Raw genomic sequence first — 18,521 nt, 5'->3', positions numbered from 1 at the left:
GACGAGCCGACAGTACGCGCCGGCTTCCGCACCGCGACATCCTGACCTTATCTGCATGACGATCCCCCGCTTCAGAGGATTCCTCGTCGCCGCGCTGCTGACATTCGGCATCGGCAATGCATACGCCACGCAATGCGGCGACACGCCGCCGTCGATCCGTTGTCCGGACACGCCCGATCTTCCCGACGACATCGTCGCGCAGCTTCCCGCCGGTTACGAAGCGCTGGATGCCGCATCCGGACGCCTGACCGACAGCCCGCGCGCCGGTTATGTGGTCGTCGCGCATCGGCCCGGCGATTCGATGCGCAATCCGTCGCCGCGTCCGCTGCTGATCTTCCTGCTGGGCACCGACGGGCGCTACCGGCTGGCGGCGCGCAACGACACCGTCATCATGAAAGCCGACGAAGGCGGCATGGGCGACCCGTATCTCGATGGCGTCGCCGAGAACGCGCTCACGGTCGAGCCGCGCGCGTTCACGGTCGAACAAGGCGTATTCGCGGGCCCGAGCCACTGGCGCGACCGCGTGAGCTTTCGCTACGACGCCGCACATCGCACGTGGGTGTTTCATCGGGAAGTGTTCCGCAACTGGCGCTTCAACGACGACCCGAACGGCGATGCGCTGAAGGCCGACCCGGTTCGCGTCACGCGCGCCGATGCGGCGAACGCCGTCGCGTTCGCAGCGTGGCGGCCGAGTTACTGGTGCGAATCGAGCGAGCGGCGCGAGACCGATCCGGTTTGCCGCAAGCAGCACTGACCGCGGCGCGGCTGACGATGACGGAGGCGGGTACTGTCGAGATTCACGTAACGCTGAACTCGGCGCAGCGCACACTGGCGGCCCAAAGTGATCAGGCGCAAGCGTAGCAACCGAAGCCATCGAGCACGGGGCCGGGCGGGGCCTGCAACAGGGAGCCACGCGGACGTCGGGTCATCCGACTCGATTCGGCCAGGAGCGGACGCAAGTGAACTTGGCCCCGTCACCGGACGCTCGCAGGATTTCAGGAGAAATGGTTCGACTGCAGAGCGTGGGGTACAGAAAAGGCGGCGGAGGTTTTTCAGCGATGCGCTCCTTGATCATCGGCGGTCGCAGGGGCACACTGGTTTGCGGAGGTGACTCAAATGACGATTGAGAACTTTGCAGAGAGCAATCCGGGCACACGAACCCTGCCACGCTCGCTAGCGACGAAAGCTGGCGATTTTGTGTTTGTATCCGGTCAGGTAGCCAGAGACGAAGACGGCAGCATCGTCGCTGGCGGGATAGAAGCTCACACACGTCAGACGTTGAAGAACGTCGCTCATGTACTCGCGCTCGCGGGTTGCACGCTCGAGGACGTCGTGAAGACAACCGTCTGGCTTGAAGACGCTCGCGACTTCGATGAATTCAATCGCGTTTACGGAGAGTTCTTCCGCGAGAACAAACCGTCACGTTCGACAGTACAGGCGACAAACATGGTCGGCACCAAGGTAGAAATCGAGGCCATTGCTTATAAGCCTTGACCCCAGCACGGCGGGGTCATGCGCACCCTTGAGCGTCCGCTCCCGCGCCAGGCGCCTGACTGTTTCGGGTCGGTTCGAGCCAGTTGCGGACTGCCGGAATGAGAACCGACCAGGTTCGGCCAGAAGCAGTCGCCCGACGCCGCGCCCTGGATTGCCGACAATTGCCCATCCAGCATCTACCTTGTCGACATTTTAAGGGCCAATCCTCATGACCGGAGATGTAAGTAGGGCATTTCGACTTCAAACGGCATCAGACGTCCTGCGCGATGGACTTGGACTCGAACTCTTGAACGACAATGGAGAGGTTGTTGCCGAAGTATTTCGCAGCGATGCCAAAAAATCGCTGGAGGTTTCCCTATTCGAGAAGGACTTACCTTTCGTTCAAATCGAGCGCCTACTGAAAGAAGCGCGCACACTTCTCGGAACATTCGAGGACGGAAGCTCGCTACCGTCACCGTTGGCGTAGTCCCGTAGAGAAATTCCATCTATATGGCGTACGCGCGTATGTGCGACGTCAACGTATGTGTCTCAGAACGACCGCTCCTGACAGCACCGAAAGACCGCTCCGGGTACGGCCATGCATGGCCGATTAGTGTGTGCACATCTCCTGCACTACAATGTCTCATCTGGGGTGCTGCACGCCGCCTGGGCTTCGTCCGTGGCGCCACTTGCAAGCTTCGTGCTGGAGGGATGCCATGCCGACCTACCAATACCGTTGTGAGAAGTGTGGTGAGACATTCGAACATGTCGAACATCTCGCGGAGCATGAAACCGCTCACCCGCACTGCCCAAAGTGTGGAAGCGAACAGGTTCAACATGCGCCCACGCCGTTTGTAGCAAAGACGTCGAGCAAGAGCTGAGCTCGGTCCGCCAGCATCACTTCACTTTTTTGTGCGGAGATCCTTCCCAAAGAGAGGGACGACTGCCCGGCGGATTAACGGCGGCGCATAAAACTTGTTCGCTAGCCAAATCGACCGAGTTCGGCCAGGAGCGGTCACTGATATGCTTCGCAGGCAAGAAACTCGGACTGGGATTCTGGGAAACTCGGAGAACAATAGAGCATGCCCGATTTGGAAATCGCGGAGATCTATTACGAGAACGGTGACGTCAAATATCGTTACTCTCGATACCTCACTTCCGATGGCAGTCGGTGGATTAGGCATGGCCTCTTTGTCGCGTATAGCGAGAATGGCACCGTAGTTTCCGAGGGAAACTATGACCATGGCGTCGAACATGGTCCATGGAAGGACTTCCATCCAAATGGCAGCATTGCTGCGTCCGGTAACTATGATCGGGGAACCGAGGTTGGAGCCTGGACGTATTGGAATGCAGATGGTCAGCCCGAAACATAGCGCAAGCTTGCCCGGCAGCAACGGGTTGAATCCGCAGTCGGCAGCGGCCTGCCGTGCTATTTCTGACGTTGGCAGCGCGTGGTTCTCGCCACGGAAAGTTCAGACTAAAGTGAACCGCACCATTGATCGTTCAAAGCTGAATGAACTACGAGTTCAGCGTTCAGTGAACAAGCTTCCGGAAACGCGTTGCTCGACAGCCTTCACCGGTTCAGAGTGGGCTGGACATCGACAGGTACGCGTGAATGCCGTCGCACCATGCGAGCGGTATACAGGTCGGCACGCGTACGCGCAGCTGTACTGATTCGCTTACGTCGCAGGTAATCGACGCGCGCCGCCCGCGCCGCGATCATGGCTCCATCGACGCACGAACCGCGTCACGCCAAGGAGCCAGCCATGACCGCCTACGCGATCGCCCACCTGCACGACGTCGACATGTGCGACGACATCGTCGAATACCTCGAACGCATCGACGGCACGCCCGCGCCGTTCGACGGCCATTTCGTGATTCACGGCGCGCGGCCGGAGGTACGCGAAGGCGTGTGGCGCGGCGACCTGATCGCGATCGCGTTTCCCGATCTCGACACGGCGCGCGCGTGGTACGAATCGGACGCGTACCGGCAGATCCAGCCGCTGCGCGCACGGCACGCGAGCGGCCCGCTGATCCTGATCGACGGCGTCGACGAACGGCACAAGGCGACCGACATCCTGCGCTGAATCGCGACGCCTGCGACACCTACGAAGCCTTCCGCTCCATCGGCTCGCCGACGACGAAGCCGCCGCCCTGGAACCGCTGCGCGGGATCGTCGTAGTCGGCGGTCGGCGCCGCGACCGGGAACAGCTCCGCGAACTGCTCGGAGCTGTCGCGTGGACGGAAGCCGAGGAAACCGGCCTTCGTGTTGTCCCACCACTTCACCGGGTTGTCCGACGCGCCGTAGACGATCGCGTGGCCGACGCGGTTCGTCAGCAGCGAGCAGCGCACGAGCTCGATGAAGTCGCGATAGCTGAGGAACGTCACGAGCATGCGCGGATTCTTCGGCACTTCGAACGACGAGCCGATCCGCAAGCACACGGTCTCGATCCCGAAGCGGTCGAAGTAGTAACGCGACAGCGATTCGCCGAAGCATTTCGTCACGCCGTACAGGCTGTCGGGGCGCAGCGGCGAATCGGCGTCGAGCACTTCGGTGACCGGATGGAAACCGATCGCATGGTTCGAGCTCGCGAACACGACGCGCTTCACGCCGTGCTTGCGCGCGGCTTCATACAGGTTGTACGTGCCGGTGATGTTCGCGCCGACGAGATCGTCGAACGGCGCATCGACCGAAATGCCGCCGAGATGGACGATCGCGTCCACGCCGTCGACGAGCTGCATCACCGCCGGCCGGTCGGCCAGATCGACGACACGGGCTTCTTCATGCGCGGCCGCGTCGCCGAGCGCCGCGATGTCGCTGACGCGCACGACGTCGGCCCAGTCCGCGAGTGCGCCGCGCAACTGGCGGCCGAGGTTGCCGGCCGCGCCCGTCAGCAACAGGCGCCCGAACGGTTTGCGCGCGCCGGTGGATGAGGCGTTCATCGAATCTCCTTCTCCTTGAATCTGACCTGGACTCCGAACCGGTTTTTGACCCGAATCGGAAAACGTTTTCCAACTATACGCGGGACCGCAACCGAACGTCAATGGCCGAACCCGTTCGCAGCCATCCGCACTTTCCCGATATCGACGCGCGGCCGCGTGCCGGCTTTTTCTGCCACAATCCGGCGTTATCGAACGAAAACGTTACCCTCCGGATGAAAAAAGTTTCCCCGACGATCCGCGACGTGGCCGCGGAAGCCGGCGTGTCGGTCGCGACGGTATCGAAATACGTGAACGGCACGCAGCGCTTCTCGCCGACCGTAGAGGCACGGCTCAAGGAAGCGATCGAGCGGCTCGGCTACCGTTCGAACCCGCTCGCGCGCTCGATGATCACCGGGCGCACGCGCACGATCGGCCTCGTGATCCTCGACATCAGCAACCCGCACTTCACGAACGTGGTCAAGGGCGCGAACCGGATCGCGCTGCAGCACGACTACACGCTGCTGCTCGTCGATACCGAAGAGAACCAGGCGCGCGAACGCTCGCTGATCGAGGCGCTCGCGCAGCGCGTCGACGGGCTGATCGTCAGCACGCGGATGCCCGACGACGAAGCCGGCTGGATGATGGATCTCAACAAGCCGCTCGTGCTGCTGCGTCGCAGCCCCGGCCTGCCGATTCCGAGCGTCGGCATCGACAACCGGCTGTCCACCTACATGCTCGCGCGCCACCTGCTCAATCTCGGGCATACGCGCATCGCGTATCTCGGCTTCGGCACGGCACGCGTGAACGACGAGCGGATCCAGGGCGCGCGCGACTGTCTCGCCGAAGCCGGGCTCACGCTCGACGTGCACGACGCGCATGCGCCGACCGCCGAAGCCGGCGAGCGCGCGTGCTCGCGCGTGATGCTCGGGCCGCAACGCCCGCAGGCGGTGATCTGCTACAACGACCTGATCGCGCTCGGCTTCATGAAGGAGGCCGCGTCGCTCGGCTTCCGGCTGCCGCAGGACGTATCGGTCGCGGGCATCGACAACGTGCCGTACGGCGAATACGCGGCGCCCGCGCTGACCACCGTCGACATCCAGAGCGAGAACATGGGCGAGCTGGCGATGCAGAAGCTGATCGACGCGCTCGCGGGGCGCACCGATGCGAGCTATTCGACGTTCGAGCCGCGGCTGATCATGCGCGCGTCGACGGCGGCGGCGGTCGGTTGATCGACCTGCTCCGCACCACTCCTCCGTTCCACCAAAGCAAACGCGCCGCACTAGGCGGCGCATTCGTTTGCCGACCTGCGATCAAGCGTCGAGTTTCGCAGGCTTCATCTTCGGCGTGAGCACATGCATCACGGCCAACGCGATCAGGTAGGCCGACGCGCCGATCGCGAACAGCACCCAGTAGTGGCCCGTGCGTTGCAGCACCTGGCCGATCACTTCCGAGAACAGCACGCCGCCGATCGAACCGGCCATCCCGCCGATGCCGACCACCGACGCGACCGCGCGGCGCGGGAACAGGTCGGAGGCCGTCGTGAACAGGTTCGCCGACCAGCCCTGGTGCGCGGCGGCGGCCAGGCCGACGATCAGCACCGCGATCCACAGGCTCTGCACCTGCGACACGAACGCGATCGGCAGCACGCAGCACGCGCAGATCAGCATCGCCGTCTTGCGCGCGCCGTTCACGCTCCAGCCGGCGCGCAGCAGCATCGACGACAGCCAGCCGCCGCCGATGCTGCCGACCGTCGTCAGCGCGTAGATGCAGACGAGCGGCAGTCCGATGTGCTGCATGTCCATCCCGCGCGACTCGTTGAGCCACTTCGGCAGCCAGAACAGGTAGAACCACCACACCGGGTCGGTCAGGAACTTGCCGATCAGGAACGCCCACGTCTCGCGCTTGCGGATCAGTTCGCCCCAGCGCGGCGCACCGGCGTTCGCGTTCGCCGCGTCCATCGCTTCGGCTTCGTCGCGCGGCTCGTCGTATTCCGCGGCGAGCGCGCGCGTATCGGCCTGGCGATAGAGCACGAGCCACACCGCGAGCCACACGATGCCGATCGCGCCGATGATCACGAACGCCGCGCGCCAGCCGTAGGCCACCGCGATCGCCGGGATGATCGCCGGTGCGAACACCGCGCCGATGTTCGCGCCCGAGTTGAAGATGCCGGTGGCAAGCGCGCGTTCGCGGCGCGGGAACCACTCGGCCGTCGTCTTGATCGCGGCCGGGAAGTTGCCGCCCTCGCCGATCCCGAGCAGCGCACGCACGAACGCGAAGCCCATTACCGAGCCGACCGTCGCATGCAGCATCGCGGCGATGCTCCATACCAGCATCGCCACCGCGTACGAAACGCGCGTGCCGAGCCAGTCGACGATGCGCCCGAAGCCGAGCAGGCCGAGTGCGTAGAACGCGGAAAACGCCATCACGATGCGGCCGTACTGCACCTGGCTCCAGCCGATGTCGTGCTGGAGCATCGGCGCGAGCAGGCCGAGAATCTGCCGATCCATGTAGTTGATGACGGTCGCGAAAAACAGCAGCGCACAGACGGTCCAGCGGTAGCGGCTGGCGACGGCGCGCACCGTGCCGACGACGGCAGATTGCATGAATGTCTCCGACGCGCGGCCGCGCCCGTCGCGCCGCACGATATTCGTTGATCGGCGACCGGCGCCGGGGCGGCCGGCCGGGGCGCGCTAGCGCGGCACGGACGATCGCCAACTAATCTGGAAAACGTTTTTCAAAGGATAGGGCGTCAGCCGGCACACTGTCAGTCGGGGATTTCGATGAGTCATCTCAAATTCGTCGCGGCAAAAGAGACGACTGTTTCGCAACGTGGCATTAACCGTTTTTCCCGGATTTTCCAGCGCGCAAATTGGGGCACGGCCACCGAACCACATGTCCGATTCCAGCCAGAATCGCCGACGGGGATGGTTTACAGTCGTTTCATGCGCCTCGATCCCGACACCTGCTACGACGCCCTGCTCTCGCGGAACCGCCGCTTCGACGGCTGGTTCTTCGTCGGCGTCGCGACGACGGGCGTGTATTGCCGCCCCGTCTGCCCGGTGAAACCGCCGAAAGCGCAGAACTGCAGCTATTACCCGACCGCCGCAGCCGCCGAGAAAGCCGGCTTCCGGCCGTGCATGCGCTGCCGCCCCGAACTCGCGCCCGGCCACGGGCTGCTCGACCTGTCCGGCAATCTCGCCGACGCGGCCGCCGCGCTGATCGAGGACGGTTTCCTGAACGCGCATTCCGTCGACGCGCTCGCGCAGCGCGTCGGCGTGACCGAACGCCATCTGCGCCGGATCTTCGCCGCGCAGTTCGGCGTGTCGCCGGTCGAGTTCGCGCAGACGCATCGGCTGCTGATGGCCAAGCGGCTGCTGACCGACACCGCGCTGCCGGTGGCCGTCGTCGCGTCGACGGCCGGCTTCGGCAGCGTGCGGCGCTTCAACGACCTGTTCCGGCAGCGCTACGGCCTCAATCCGCTGCGGCTTCGCAAAGGGGCCGGCGCGTCCGCCGATGGCGACATGACGTTCCCGCTGCCGTACCGGCCGCCGTTCGCGTGGGCCGACCTGATGCGCTTTCTCGCGCAGCGGCAGATCGACGGCGTCGAGCGGATCGATGCGCAAGGCTATGCGCGCGTCGTCGAATTGCCGAGCCGGAACGATGGTGGCCGCCTGACCGGGTGGCTGTCCGTCGCGCACGTGCCGCAGCGCTTCGCGCTGGCTGTCACCGTGTCGCCCGCGCTGACGCCGGTCGTGCCGGCCGTGCTCGCACGCGTGCGGCGGCTGTTCGATCTCGACAGCCGCCCCGACGTGATCGACGCGCATCTCAGCGCACTCGCGAGCGGCTCGCCCGGCCTGCGTGTGCCCGGCGCGTTCGACGGCCTCGAAATCGCACTTCGCGCGATCACGGGCGAACGGCTCGCGGCAGCGCATGCGGGCGCGGTACTCGCGCGCATCGCCGAACGTTTCGGCACCAAGGTAGAAGGCGCACCGTCGGGGCTGATGCACGCGCTGCCTTCCGCGGCGACGCTGGCCGCCCTGCCGCCGGCGGCGCTTGAAACGCCCGGCATTACGCGCGAAACGGCGCAGGCCATCGTGTCGCTCGCCCGCGCGGTCGCCGACGGCATGCTCGCACTCGAACCGATGGCGCCGCTCGACGCGACGCTCGCCGCGCTGCGCGCGATGCCCGGCTTCGACGAGCGCGCGGTGCAGTACGTCGCGATGCGTGCGATGGCCTGGCCGAATGCGTTCCCGGCCGACGATGCGTTGCTTCCCGCGCGCACCGAACACATCGAACGCACGCGCATGCCATCATCTGCGCCACCTGACGCGCGCTGGGCGCCGTGGCGCGCGTATGCCGCACTGCATGTGTGGCGTCTACATGGAGATGTATCGCGATGACTCCCGCTCACCTGATTCCGAGCCCGCTGGGCGACATCGCCGTGCGTATCGAGGACGATGCGCTGACGGGCCTGTTCTTCGTCGGCCAGAAATACTTCCCGTCGCTTGCGATCGCACCGGAAGCCAACGCGCGCGTCATTTCGCCGATCGCGCGCAAGGTCGCGGAAGAAATCGCGGAATACTTCACCGGCATGCGCGAGACGTTCTCCGTGCCGATCCACCTGCGCGGCACGACGTTTCAGCGGCGTGTGTGGAAGGAGTTGCTCGCGATTCCGTTCGGCGAACTCGTGTCGTACGGGGACATCACCGAACGCGTCGGGTTGCCGATGAGCGCCGCGCGCGCCGTAGGCGGTGCGGTCGGCCGGAACCCGGTAGCGATCATGGTGCCGTGCCATCGCGTGGTCGGCGCGTCGGGCAGCCTGACCGGTTATGCGGGCGGCATCGACCGCAAGCGCGCGCTGCTGTCGCTCGAAGGCGCCGGATTCCAGCGCGGTGCGCATCATCCGGTGCAGACGACGCTCGCGTTCTGAGTGACGATCGGCGGCACGCGTTGCCGCATCACGCGTTCAACACGGGCCGGCGCGCTTCACGCTTCGCGTACGCACCGGGCGTCTCTCGGAACTTCGCCTGAAACAGCGCGATGAACGACGACGTCGAGTCGTAGCCCAGTTGCGCGGCCACCGCACCGATCGGCTCGCCGGCATCGAGCAGCGGCAGCGACGCGAGCAGCCGCACGGCCTGCCGCCATTCGGTAAACGACAGCCCCGTGTCCTGCCGGAACAGCCGCGACAACGTTCTCCGCGTCGCACCGACCTGATGGCCCCATTCGTCGAGACTGCGCGGATCGCCCGGATACGCATGCAACGCGCGGGCGATCTTCAGCAGACGCGGATCGCGCGGCAGCGGCACCGTCAGCGGCGCCGGCCGCATCCGTGCGATCCGGTCGGCGATCAGGCACACGAGCGCGCCGTCCGGCCCCGTCTCGTCGTAGTTCACCGGCAATTCGGCCGTGGCAATCACCAGCTCGCGCAGCAGCGGCGTCATGCAGAGGATCGTGCAATCGTCGTTCGCGTCGCTGCGTGCGATCGCTTCGTCGAGATACAGGCTGTGGAACGCGACGCAATCGCGCGTCGACACCGCATGCGGCACGTGCGGCGGAATCCACATCGCGTAGTGCGGCGGCAGCAGTTGCCGGCCCGACGGCGTCGACACCTCGAGCACGCCGCTCGTCGCATACATCAGCTGGGCCCACGGATGACTGTGCGCGTCGACGCTCACGTTGCCGGGAATCCCGAACGCTCGCACGTACAGCGGCCGCGGCAGGCGCGCCATCGGCGGCACCGCGTAAGGGTCACCCGATTGTCCCGCCAGCAACATAAGACGTCCTCCGAAGGTCATTGCACGAACGAGCGCGATGCTACCGTGGCGGCTCTTCTTTCACACGGCTTCCGTTCATGAGCGCTCATACCCGCACCACCCGCAAGACCGTCACCGCGATCCGTTCGACCAAAGGCATCGGCAGCCTCGTGTCGCTGACCGCGTATTCCGCGCCGATGGCGAAGCTCGTCGACGACGTGGCCGACGTGATCATCGTCGGCGACTCCGTCGGCATGGTGCTGTACGGGATGCCCGATACGCTGCGCGTCACGCTCGACATGATGATTGCACACGGCGCGGCCGTCGTACGCGGCGCCGCGCACGCGTGCGTCGTCGTCGACCTGCCGTTCTCGACGTTCCAGGAATCGCCCGCGCAGGCCTATCGCTCCGCCGCGCGCCTGCTTGCCGAAACCGGCACGCAGGCCGTGAAGCTCGAAGGCGGCAGCGAGATGACCGACACGATCCGCTTCCTGACCGAGCGCGGCATACCGGTGATGGCGCACGTCGGCCTGATGCCGCAGCAGGCCAACGCGACGGGCGGCTTCCGCGCACAGGGGATGGACCCGCATTCGGCCGCGCAGGTGTTCGACGCCGCGTGCGCGGCCGAGCGTGCCGGTGCGTTCAGCGTCGTCATCGAAGGCACCGCCGAGGCGCTCGCGCGCCATCTGACCGAAACGCTGACGATCCCGACGATCGGCATCGGCGCATCGCCCGCGTGCGACGGGCAAGTGCTCGTGACCGAGGACATGATCGGCGCATTCGATGCATACACGCCGCGCTTCGTGAAGCGCTACGCGGATGCGAACGCGGTGATGCGCGACGCGATCCGCCAGTACGCGCACGACGTGCGGCAGCGCGTGTTTCCCGAGCCGGCGCATTGCTTCGGGTACGGCAAGCCGCTGCAACTGGCAGACGCGGCCGCCGCCGCGTGATGCCGCTCGAACGACGCGATCACGCGCGCTTGCGCATCGCGTGCGCGACCCGCGCGTTCGCCTCGAATTTCGCGCGATGCGTCGAGAAAAACGTCCGCACGTTGCGGACGTTCGATGCGCCGGTGAACAGCCGCCGCGCGAATTCGTCGTATTCGGCGACGTCGGCCAGATCGGCCACCACGACGAAATCCGGCCCCGGCGACACGCGGTAGCACTGCGTGACGGCCGGCTCCGCGCACACGTATGCTTCGAACGCGTCGTAGTCTTCGGCCGTCTGCCGGTCGAGGCTGATCTCGATCAGCGCCGTGACGGCCGTGCCGATCGCGACCGGATCGAGCACCGCGACCTGCCGGCGGATCACGCCGGCTTCCGTCAGCCGGCGCACGCGGCGCATGCAGGTGGGCGGCGACGACAGCGCACGCTCGGCCAGTTGCAGGTTCGACACCGACGCGTCGTCCTGCAGGATCGCGAGGATGCGCAGGTCGAGATCGTCGAGGGTGATGCCGGCCATCGGCGGCTCCTTCCGGTCAGGATGTGAAATTTAATTTCAACATGATAGCCGATCTATCGTTCGTTTCATTTATGTTGTTATTTTGAAATTTAATTCCACTCGACCGCCTCTACCATCGCTCTCACTGATCCAGACAGGACATTTACGGAGCGCGATATGTGTGGAATTGTCGGGGCGGTCGCCCAGCGGGACATCCTGCCGAACCTCGTCGACGGCCTGAAGCGGCTCGAATACCGCGGCTACGATTCGTGCGGCGTCGTGGTCTACCGCGACCGTGCGCTGGCGCGCGCCCGCAGTGTCGACCGCGTGGCGAACCTGCAGCGCGAAATCGCCGAGCATGCGCTGTCGGGTTACACCGGCATTGCGCATACGCGCTGGGCCACGCATGGCGCGCCCGTCACGCTCAACGCGCATCCGCACTTCTCGCCGAGCGACGCGAACGCGCGCATTGCGCTGTCGCACAACGGGATCATCGAAAACTGCGACCAGTTGCGAGCGGAACTGCAGGCGCATGGCTACGTGTTCGCGAGCCAGACCGACAGCGAGGCGATCGCGCACCTGATCGACCACCTGTACGACGGCGACCTGTTCGATGCGGTCCGGCGCGCGGTCGCAAGGCTGCGCGGCAGCTACGCGATCGCGGTGATGTGCCGCGACGAGCCGCACCGCATCGTCGGCGCGCGCGACGGGATGCCGCTCGTGGTCGGCGTCGGCGAAGGCGAGAATTTCCTCGCGTCCGACGCGATCGCGCTGTCGGGCATCACCGATCGCATCGCGTATCTGGAGAACGGCGACGTCGCCGATATCCAGCTGCATCGCTACTGGATCGTCGATGCGGCCGGCCAGCGCGTCGAGCGCGCGGTGCAGCGGGTCGCCGCGCATAGCGGCGCGGCCGATCTCGGGTCGTACCGCTACTACATGCAGAAGGAAGTCTTCGAGCAGCCGCAGGCGGTGGCCGATACGCTGCTCGACGTCGCGTCGATCATGCCCGAGCTGTTCGGCGACGGTGCGTGGCGCGTGTTCAACGAGGTCGACTCGGTGCTGCTGCTCGCGTGCGGCGGCAGCTATCACGCGGCGCTGACCGCGAAGTACTGGATCGAGAGCATCGCGAAGCTGCCGGCGAGCGTTGAAATTGCCAGCGAGTTTCGGTATCGCGACGGCGTGCCGAATCCGCGCACGCTCGTTGTCGCGGTGTCGCAGAGCGGCGAGACGGCCGATGTGCTCGGTGCCGTGCATGTCGCGAAGCAGAGCGGGATGATGCATACGCTCGCGATCTGCAACGTCGCGACGAGTGCATTGATGCGTGAATGTGCGCTGCAGTTCGTGACGCGTGCGGGGATCGAAATCGGGGTGGCTTCGACGAAGGCGTTCACGACGCAGCTCGTTGCGTTGTTCTTGCTGACGTTGTCGCTTGCGCAGGTGCGCGGGCGGTTGAGTGACGACGAGGAGAAGGAGCATCTGCGTGCGCTGCGGCACCTGCCCGACGCGATGTCGAAGGTGCTCGCGCTGGAGCCGCAGATCATGGCGTGGTCGGAACTGCTCGCAAGGCGCGACAATATGCTGTTTCTCGGGCGCGGGATGCATTATCCGATCGCGCTCGAGGGTGCGCTGAAGATGAAGGAGATTTCTTATATTCACGCTGAGGCGTATCCGGCGGGGGAGTTGAAGCATGGGCCGCTTGCGCTCGTCAGTAACGAGATGCCGGTGATTGCCGTTGCGCCGAATGACATGCTGCTCGAGAAGCTCAGATCGAACATGCATGAGGTCAGTGCGCGGAATGGGCGGCTTTTTGTCTTTGCGGATGTGGACTGCGGGTTGGTGCCGGGTGACGGGATCGAGGTGATTCGGCTCAACGAGTACTACGGGCCGCTTTCGCCGATTCTGCATACGGTGCCGATGCAGTTGCTGGCTTATCACGCTGCGCTGGCAAGAGGGACGGATATCGATAAGCCGAGGAATCTGGCTAAGTCGGTGACGGTGGAGTGAGGGCGGCGGCTGAATCCGGAACGGGTTGGAATGAGAAAAAATATACTGCAATTTCCGGCAAAAAATATTATGCAATTTCGCGAAGTCTTGGCGGATTGTTTGACTTTATAAGTCATTGATGTATATGAACAATATGTGAGATTTTTCGCAATATAATGCGTGACTGGCGCCTTCCTCAAGCAGCTCCCGAGCGCTGTCATTTTTCTTGAGCAGAGCAGCAATGTGGTCACAATCCCTAAGCAGCGGCCGCCTTTTGGCGGCCGTTTGCACTTATAGTTCGAGCCGAGAGCGTTGAATGTTCATGATGCGGTCATCACTTGGGCTTTACCGGCGCCGCCCCCTCTTCAGCACATGTGCGCTGCGCGCAGTCGTCGACGGTCGCTGCGCTTTGTAGCTCATCGCTGAGACGGTTGCCGTTGGCGGGGCCCGATACTTTGCTGAAAGGAGGGCTCGTGCAAACACTTGAAGAGCTAAACGAAGAGTTCTTCAAAAACGTCGACCAAATTGCCACCGAACTCCTGGTGGGATTCGGCCTCAAGCACAGCGGCGACGTCGACGGATTGCACGTTCCGTTGCTTCGGTGGATGGATTTTCGACTGCGGACAATCGCCCCCCGCCCGCGCCAGATTTATGCTTCTGACCGGTTTCCCAAGTCGCTTGATGAGCCCGTCGCCAGTGCGCTTCGGTCACTCGAACGCGCCATTCAGAACGGCGATGACATCAATCCGTTCCAAAGCAAGGGGCTGCTCAGGTCAGATTCAGGCGGGAAAAGGCGTAGCGAAAGGACCGACCTGCTGTGGGCCGACTGGGGCATTCATCACCTGCACTTGGCAGAAGCCCCGACCGAGGACTACTTCTCGGCTCGCGGGGATTTCCTGTTGTTCGCGATGTTTGGTGTAGATGCTGCGTTGCTCATCGACATACTTCCGCACTCGGGGGACTCCTTGCTTTTCGCTCGCGAGGACCTGATTCGAGTGGTCGCCAGAAACTGGCCCGCCGTCATCGAACCATTCGAACTCAAAGGAATGCTCGCTCGTGAGCGCGAGACCACTGACGGTGACCGGAAGGTGCTCCGAAAGTCGGGACTCGACGCACCGTTAGTCATCGACGGGAAAGCTTACTTCTCGCCTGGGGGCGGGGTCACGACCGCGTCAACGCCAGGCAAAGTAACCGACGCAATGTGGAAGTTGCGCAGAAATGTCCGTGCGCTGGCACAGCACGTACTTGAGCCCGGCGGGCAGTTTTTGATGACCCTGCCCGAAGCTGGCCGGCAAGCGAGCCGCTTCTCGCTGAGACTGCTTCCAGAGGGCGTTGTAGTGTACGAACACTCTACAGACCGCGCCTGGACGTTTCCCGATGCAAAATTTGATGGCACCGGTACCCTGTTCGCGGAAATATCGGACGCGCTGAGCCCTCCATGGGTGAAACAGGCAATTCAGGAGGCCGTGACACGAGCGCGAACGGACGCGCAAGTGTCGTGAACTTCCTCAGATGCACCTCTAACGACAGCGGCGTGCGCAGCCCCTTTAATCGCCGCACATATGGCGAGACCAACGACGGAGCAACGCTTGGTAGTCGACAGAACTGCGCGGCGAATTCCGCTGCAATCTAACGCTCGCCTGTGCATTGCAACGAATTCGCAGCGACGTCTAGCCTCAAACGCTCGACGGGGGTAGCAACCGTGCGACATCCAGCTTCCTATGAACCAGCGACAGCATGGTTAACGTGTCCATGGCGTCTTGCTCGCTCATATCCCACTCGATTTTTGCGTTGTGCGCGAGCGGATTGCGGACCATGCCGAAGATTCCCTTGAGAAGGCTCGCGAACCCGCGCTGCTCACCGATATCGGTCTTCGACCTCAGAGCATTGATTGCGACGCGAGGCGTTCCGGTTGGCATCCCGAGAGCGAAATCAACAATTTCTGCGCCGTCTCCGCTTCCTCCAGACAACTGCTCAAGCCGTTTCGAGACTGATTTGACCGCCTCAAAGACCGCATGGAAATAGTTTTCTTGCAGGAGCTCGCTGCTGCAAAAGGCGAGAACGTTCGGATGGACATCGCGTTGTTCGAGTGCGGTCTTGAGACGGTTCGCCCGCGATAGTGCCTCATCGAGCGTGGAGGCTCTTTGCGCGTGGCCGACTCGTCCGTCTTCCCGCACGCGATAGCCGCACAATGCGAGAGCGGAGTTCAGGTTCTCACGTCTCCATGCAAACACCTCGGGCTTGCGAAGATAGAGAGACGGATTCATCGCCTCATTGATGAACTGAATTGTGTGATTGCCGACGCCATGCTTGTTTTGCTGGGCGGCCAGCGCATTGAACAAGCGCTGCCATTTTGTGATTTGTGGCGTCGGGTCTTCGAAGCCTTTGTTGGCCAGCAAGTGGCCGATTTCTGTGCCAGCAAGACCCATATCCGTATCGCCCAGTACACGGCAGACACTTTCGAGCTGCTGATGGGTAAAGCACGGCAGGTTGGTCGCCATTCGATGCTCCATCGTCGCTTACGTCGACGGCACTTTGCCTTGGAATTTAACAGCGCCGGCGGGCTGGTGTCGAGAACTTGAATGGTCGGCGCCCGCCGGAGCATTGTTGCTTCGGCGGCCTACCGGCCCTGCGGCGCTTTTACATCGAGGAGCTGTGGAATGCCAACACCTAGTGCGTCAGCCAGGTCCTGCAGGTCGACGGCCATAGGGCTGGCGCCCCCGTTTTCGAGCCGACCGACATATGTGCGGAATCGGTGCGCTTTGACCGAGAGGGCTTCCTGACTGAAGCCCGCCTCGCCGCGTAGCCGTTTTACGTTTGCTATCACGCGGGCCGTGGCGTCTTCGCCGGTCGGCTGCTGTTCGTCCACCGGTCTGTCGCAAAAGAAATCGACCACGTCGACGCCTAGTACATCTGCCAACCGTGAAAGGGTTGAGAGTCGGAGATTCGCTCGCCTTCCCTGCTCGACGCTCGCGAGGTTTGGGCGAGCAAGTAACGCCCTCGCAGCGAGTTCGTCTTGCGAGAGGCCGGCACGTTTTCGAATTGTTCTAAGTCGTTCGGACAGTCCGCTGGCGACCGCGTCATGGAGCTTCGGCATAGCCGCACAGCATCCCTTGCAGTCAAAAAATTTTCTACCACTCATCATATGCACGCTTGAAGTACACACGCATAAAAAGCTACAATTGGCCTGAGCCGGTGGAATGAACGGCTCCATCGCGGACACCTTATGAGAAGTGCCAGTGACAGCCCATCGGAGCGATGCCTCCGAGGGAAGCGTGCGCAATTGATAAGGCCCGTGGTTTCGGCATGACCGGCTGGTCAGTCACGAGAATTGAAAACTTTCCGGTGATGGGCTGGCCGCTACCTTCCCTATGGGGCACACATGGTTTTGCTTTTCTTCTGCGTCAGTGGCGTTCTAGGCGCGATTGACCGACATCCGTCCATAACGACTCGCGAAAACGAGCCTGAGGCTACTCGTTCGCTCGAAGCGGACGCTCGCCTATTCGCACAGACAATCGAGCCGTTCCCTGGGGCTTTCGTTGTCGTTGCAAACGACTGGCCACTGCTCCACGACCTCGAGTTTTTGCGGCACGAATGCGCGCCGCTGGCGCAGCGCATCGTGAACTCGGTGAGAATCCTCGGCGGGACCAAAGAGGATTCGATACTGACATTCATGAGCTCCCGGTCCGCAGAGTACGTTGTTGTCGCGTCGTCGGATTTCGAGTTCAGCGATGTGACGGCGGGCAAGCGTGTCAATGTCGGTCTGGAGGCTGGTTTTGACGAAGAGGCTGCTGACCGGCTGCGAGTGCTTTTAGAGGAATGTGGCGAGGCCGCCACGCGCCCTGTCTCTGCTGATGACGTCATGAAAGCGACCGCCGGCAATCCGTTGATGCACCGTCTACAGAGCTACTTGGCCCATCGCAGGCAACGAATCATTTGAATGCTCGGCACCGACTCGGCGAGATGTTGTGAGCTACTGACACATGGGGTACGCAATGATGGAACCGCTCGTCGCTCCAGTTGGATTCTCACATTGGTTGCTGGCGATGGCCGGCAACCGCGCCGCGCCTGCGGATTGCGCACCGGCGTGCCCGCGTGACAAAGGACACTGCCGATGAGTGAGCGTCAAATTCTGTTTCTCGACATCGACGGGGTACTGCACCGAGGCAACTCGTATGTCGCCGGACGCCGCATCGTAAGCAGCGCACCCGGGCGCATCGAGTTGTTCGAGTACGTTCAAATTCTTGTTGACCTGCTGTCGCCATATCCAGAACTTCCCATAGTCCTCTCGAGTGACTGGGCCTACCGATTCGGTGTCGACTACACCCGCTCTCAGTTGCCGTCGGCATCGCTGCGCGCAAGGATAATCGGCGCCACATACCAAGGTTGCGAATTCGACGAGATGCTCTGGCCAATGTTGTCCAGAGGCGAACAAGTCCTCGACTACGTTCGCCGACAAAGAGGCGCGCGTCTCGAATGGATTGCGATTGATGACCGGACGGACGGGTTCGAGAGCTGTCGAGAGCGGCTGGTGCATTGCCAGTCCGAGTGTGCGTTAGGGGACGCCGCTGTCGTCGAACTGCTGCGGCGGAGACTACATGAACGATTCTCTTAGTCAGCAGTGGTTGGATGCACCGCATGATTGAGAGCAAACAGTCTGGTATTGAGGGAGAAGGATGCGAACCAAGGCGCCCACCGAGTCAACCAACAGCGGGCAGTCCACCGAACGGATGCTTGCTGACGCTATCGACCATGGTCTTAAGCAGGCCCTTGGCGCGATGACTCCGCGAGAGTATGTTGCGCTTCGGACGATGTCCCCGTTCGAAATCGGCTACAGGTTCAAGCAACTGTTGCGCGACGAGCTGTACGAGCGACATCGGGAAGCGATGAAGAGGCAATAAAACGGAGTGACTACGTTGCCTAGCCCATGAGCGGAAACGC

At 63.2% G+C, this 18,521-nt stretch carries 20 protein-coding genes and 1 pseudogene; 14 read left to right on the top strand and 7 right to left on the bottom strand.

Annotated features, from left to right (window positions below; genetic code table 11):
• Positions 1-55: 55 nt before the first annotated feature.
• From LXM88_RS32575 to LXM88_RS32550, 6 genes are all read left to right on the top strand, one after another.
• A complete protein-coding gene (locus tag LXM88_RS32575) occupies positions 56-754 on the top strand; it encodes a hypothetical protein (RefSeq protein ID WP_262543556.1) in 699 nt (232 codons plus the stop codon).
• 362 nt (positions 755-1,116) lie between these two features.
• Complete coding sequence (locus LXM88_RS32570) at positions 1,117-1,494, top strand: RidA family protein (protein ID WP_047901744.1); 378 nt, start codon at positions 1,117-1,119, stop codon at positions 1,492-1,494.
• 286 nt (positions 1,495-1,780) lie between these two features.
• Positions 1,781-1,960 (top strand): hypothetical protein, encoded by a 180-nt coding sequence (locus tag LXM88_RS32565; RefSeq protein ID WP_262543555.1) that lies wholly within the window; start codon positions 1,781-1,783, stop codon positions 1,958-1,960.
• A 229-nt stretch (positions 1,961-2,189) separates the two neighbouring features.
• Positions 2,190-2,354, top strand: coding sequence for an FmdB family zinc ribbon protein (locus LXM88_RS32560; RefSeq protein ID WP_096476149.1), 165 nt, complete (start codon positions 2,190-2,192; stop codon positions 2,352-2,354).
• A gap of 201 nt (positions 2,355-2,555) precedes the next feature.
• The gene (locus tag LXM88_RS32555) at positions 2,556-2,846 is read left to right on the top strand and encodes a toxin-antitoxin system YwqK family antitoxin (RefSeq protein WP_083281978.1); all 291 of its coding nucleotides are present in this window, start codon (positions 2,556-2,558) and stop codon (positions 2,844-2,846) included.
• A gap of 393 nt (positions 2,847-3,239) precedes the next feature.
• Positions 3,240-3,560 (top strand): DUF1330 domain-containing protein, encoded by a 321-nt coding sequence (locus LXM88_RS32550; RefSeq protein WP_262543552.1) that lies wholly within the window; start codon positions 3,240-3,242, stop codon positions 3,558-3,560.
• A 19-nt stretch (positions 3,561-3,579) separates the two neighbouring features.
• Here LXM88_RS32550 and LXM88_RS32545 read toward each other — a convergent pair whose 3' ends face one another.
• Positions 3,580-4,416, bottom strand: coding sequence for an NAD-dependent epimerase/dehydratase family protein (locus LXM88_RS32545; RefSeq protein WP_047901749.1), 837 nt, complete (start codon positions 4,414-4,416; stop codon positions 3,580-3,582).
• A 101-nt stretch (positions 4,417-4,517) separates the two neighbouring features.
• On the opposite strand from LXM88_RS32545, the gene LXM88_RS32540 reads away from it, so the two are divergent.
• The gene (locus tag LXM88_RS32540; RefSeq protein ID WP_262543551.1) at positions 4,518-5,624 is read left to right on the top strand and encodes a LacI family DNA-binding transcriptional regulator; all 1,107 of its coding nucleotides are present in this window, start codon (positions 4,518-4,520) and stop codon (positions 5,622-5,624) included.
• Positions 5,625-5,705: 81 nt separating this feature from the next.
• Here the strand turns inward: LXM88_RS32540 and LXM88_RS32535 are convergent, their stop codons facing one another.
• Complete coding sequence (locus LXM88_RS32535) at positions 5,706-6,998, bottom strand: MFS transporter (protein WP_262543550.1); 1,293 nt, start codon at positions 6,996-6,998, stop codon at positions 5,706-5,708.
• A gap of 321 nt (positions 6,999-7,319) precedes the next feature.
• On the opposite strand from LXM88_RS32535, the gene LXM88_RS32530 reads away from it, so the two are divergent.
• Together LXM88_RS32530 and LXM88_RS32525 are read left to right on the top strand one after the other, a co-directional pair.
• Positions 7,320-8,795: a DNA-3-methyladenine glycosylase 2 family protein gene (locus LXM88_RS32530; RefSeq protein WP_262543549.1), complete on the top strand. Its 1,476-nt coding sequence runs from the start codon at positions 7,320-7,322 to the stop codon at positions 8,793-8,795.
• Complete coding sequence (locus LXM88_RS32525; protein WP_262543548.1) at positions 8,792-9,325, top strand: methylated-DNA--[protein]-cysteine S-methyltransferase; 534 nt, start codon at positions 8,792-8,794, stop codon at positions 9,323-9,325. The genes LXM88_RS32530 and LXM88_RS32525 overlap by 4 nt, the downstream gene beginning before the upstream one ends.
• Before the next feature lie 28 nt (positions 9,326-9,353).
• Here the strand turns inward: LXM88_RS32525 and LXM88_RS32520 are convergent, their stop codons facing one another.
• Positions 9,354-10,172, bottom strand: coding sequence for an AraC family transcriptional regulator (locus LXM88_RS32520; RefSeq protein ID WP_262543547.1), 819 nt, complete (start codon positions 10,170-10,172; stop codon positions 9,354-9,356).
• Between the two features lie 77 nt (positions 10,173-10,249).
• On the opposite strand from LXM88_RS32520, the gene panB reads away from it, so the two are divergent.
• Positions 10,250-11,104 (top strand): 3-methyl-2-oxobutanoate hydroxymethyltransferase, encoded by an 855-nt coding sequence (gene panB / locus LXM88_RS32515; RefSeq protein ID WP_262543546.1) that lies wholly within the window; start codon positions 10,250-10,252, stop codon positions 11,102-11,104.
• Positions 11,105-11,123: 19 nt separating this feature from the next.
• Here the strand turns inward: panB and LXM88_RS32510 are convergent, their stop codons facing one another.
• Entirely contained in the window at positions 11,124-11,615 is a 492-nt protein-coding gene (locus LXM88_RS32510; RefSeq protein ID WP_034181959.1) for an Lrp/AsnC family transcriptional regulator, read from the bottom strand.
• Between the two features lie 156 nt (positions 11,616-11,771).
• Here LXM88_RS32510 and glmS point away from each other — a divergent pair, with 156 nt between their 5' ends.
• Positions 11,772-13,601, top strand: coding sequence for a glutamine--fructose-6-phosphate transaminase (isomerizing) (gene glmS, locus LXM88_RS32505; protein ID WP_262543545.1), 1,830 nt, complete (start codon positions 11,772-11,774; stop codon positions 13,599-13,601).
• 452 nt (positions 13,602-14,053) lie between these two features.
• Complete coding sequence (locus LXM88_RS32500) at positions 14,054-15,082, top strand: hypothetical protein (protein ID WP_262543544.1); 1,029 nt, start codon at positions 14,054-14,056, stop codon at positions 15,080-15,082.
• Positions 15,083-15,256: 174 nt separating this feature from the next.
• Here LXM88_RS32500 and LXM88_RS32495 read toward each other — a convergent pair whose 3' ends face one another.
• The 3 genes and pseudogenes from LXM88_RS32495 to LXM88_RS32485 all read right to left on the bottom strand — a co-directional run.
• Positions 15,257-16,081 carry a TIGR02391 family protein gene (locus LXM88_RS32495; RefSeq protein WP_262543542.1) on the bottom strand — a complete coding sequence of 275 codons (825 nt, stop codon included), beginning with the start codon at positions 16,079-16,081 and terminating at the stop codon, positions 15,257-15,259.
• A 119-nt stretch (positions 16,082-16,200) separates the two neighbouring features.
• Complete coding sequence (locus LXM88_RS32490; protein ID WP_262547031.1) at positions 16,201-16,476, bottom strand: helix-turn-helix domain-containing protein; 276 nt, start codon at positions 16,474-16,476, stop codon at positions 16,201-16,203.
• 45 nt (positions 16,477-16,521) lie between these two features.
• A pseudogene (locus LXM88_RS32485) lies at positions 16,522-16,677 on the bottom strand (helix-turn-helix domain-containing protein); the annotation flags it as partial.
• Between the two features lie 285 nt (positions 16,678-16,962).
• On the opposite strand from LXM88_RS32485, the gene LXM88_RS32480 reads away from it, so the two are divergent.
• Positions 16,963-17,520, top strand: coding sequence for a hypothetical protein (locus LXM88_RS32480; protein WP_262543541.1), 558 nt, complete (start codon positions 16,963-16,965; stop codon positions 17,518-17,520).
• 174 nt (positions 17,521-17,694) lie between these two features.
• Positions 17,695-18,195, top strand: a complete 501-nt coding sequence (locus tag LXM88_RS32475) for an HAD domain-containing protein (RefSeq protein ID WP_226183337.1) — start codon at positions 17,695-17,697, stop codon at positions 18,193-18,195.
• The last annotated feature ends 326 nt before the right edge of the window (positions 18,196-18,521 follow it).

This window comes from Burkholderia sp. S-53 (assembly GCF_025560745.1).
Lineage (GTDB): Bacteria > Pseudomonadota > Gammaproteobacteria > Burkholderiales > Burkholderiaceae > Burkholderia > Burkholderia pyrrocinia.
This window is presented reverse-complemented; position numbering and strand designations above follow the sequence as displayed.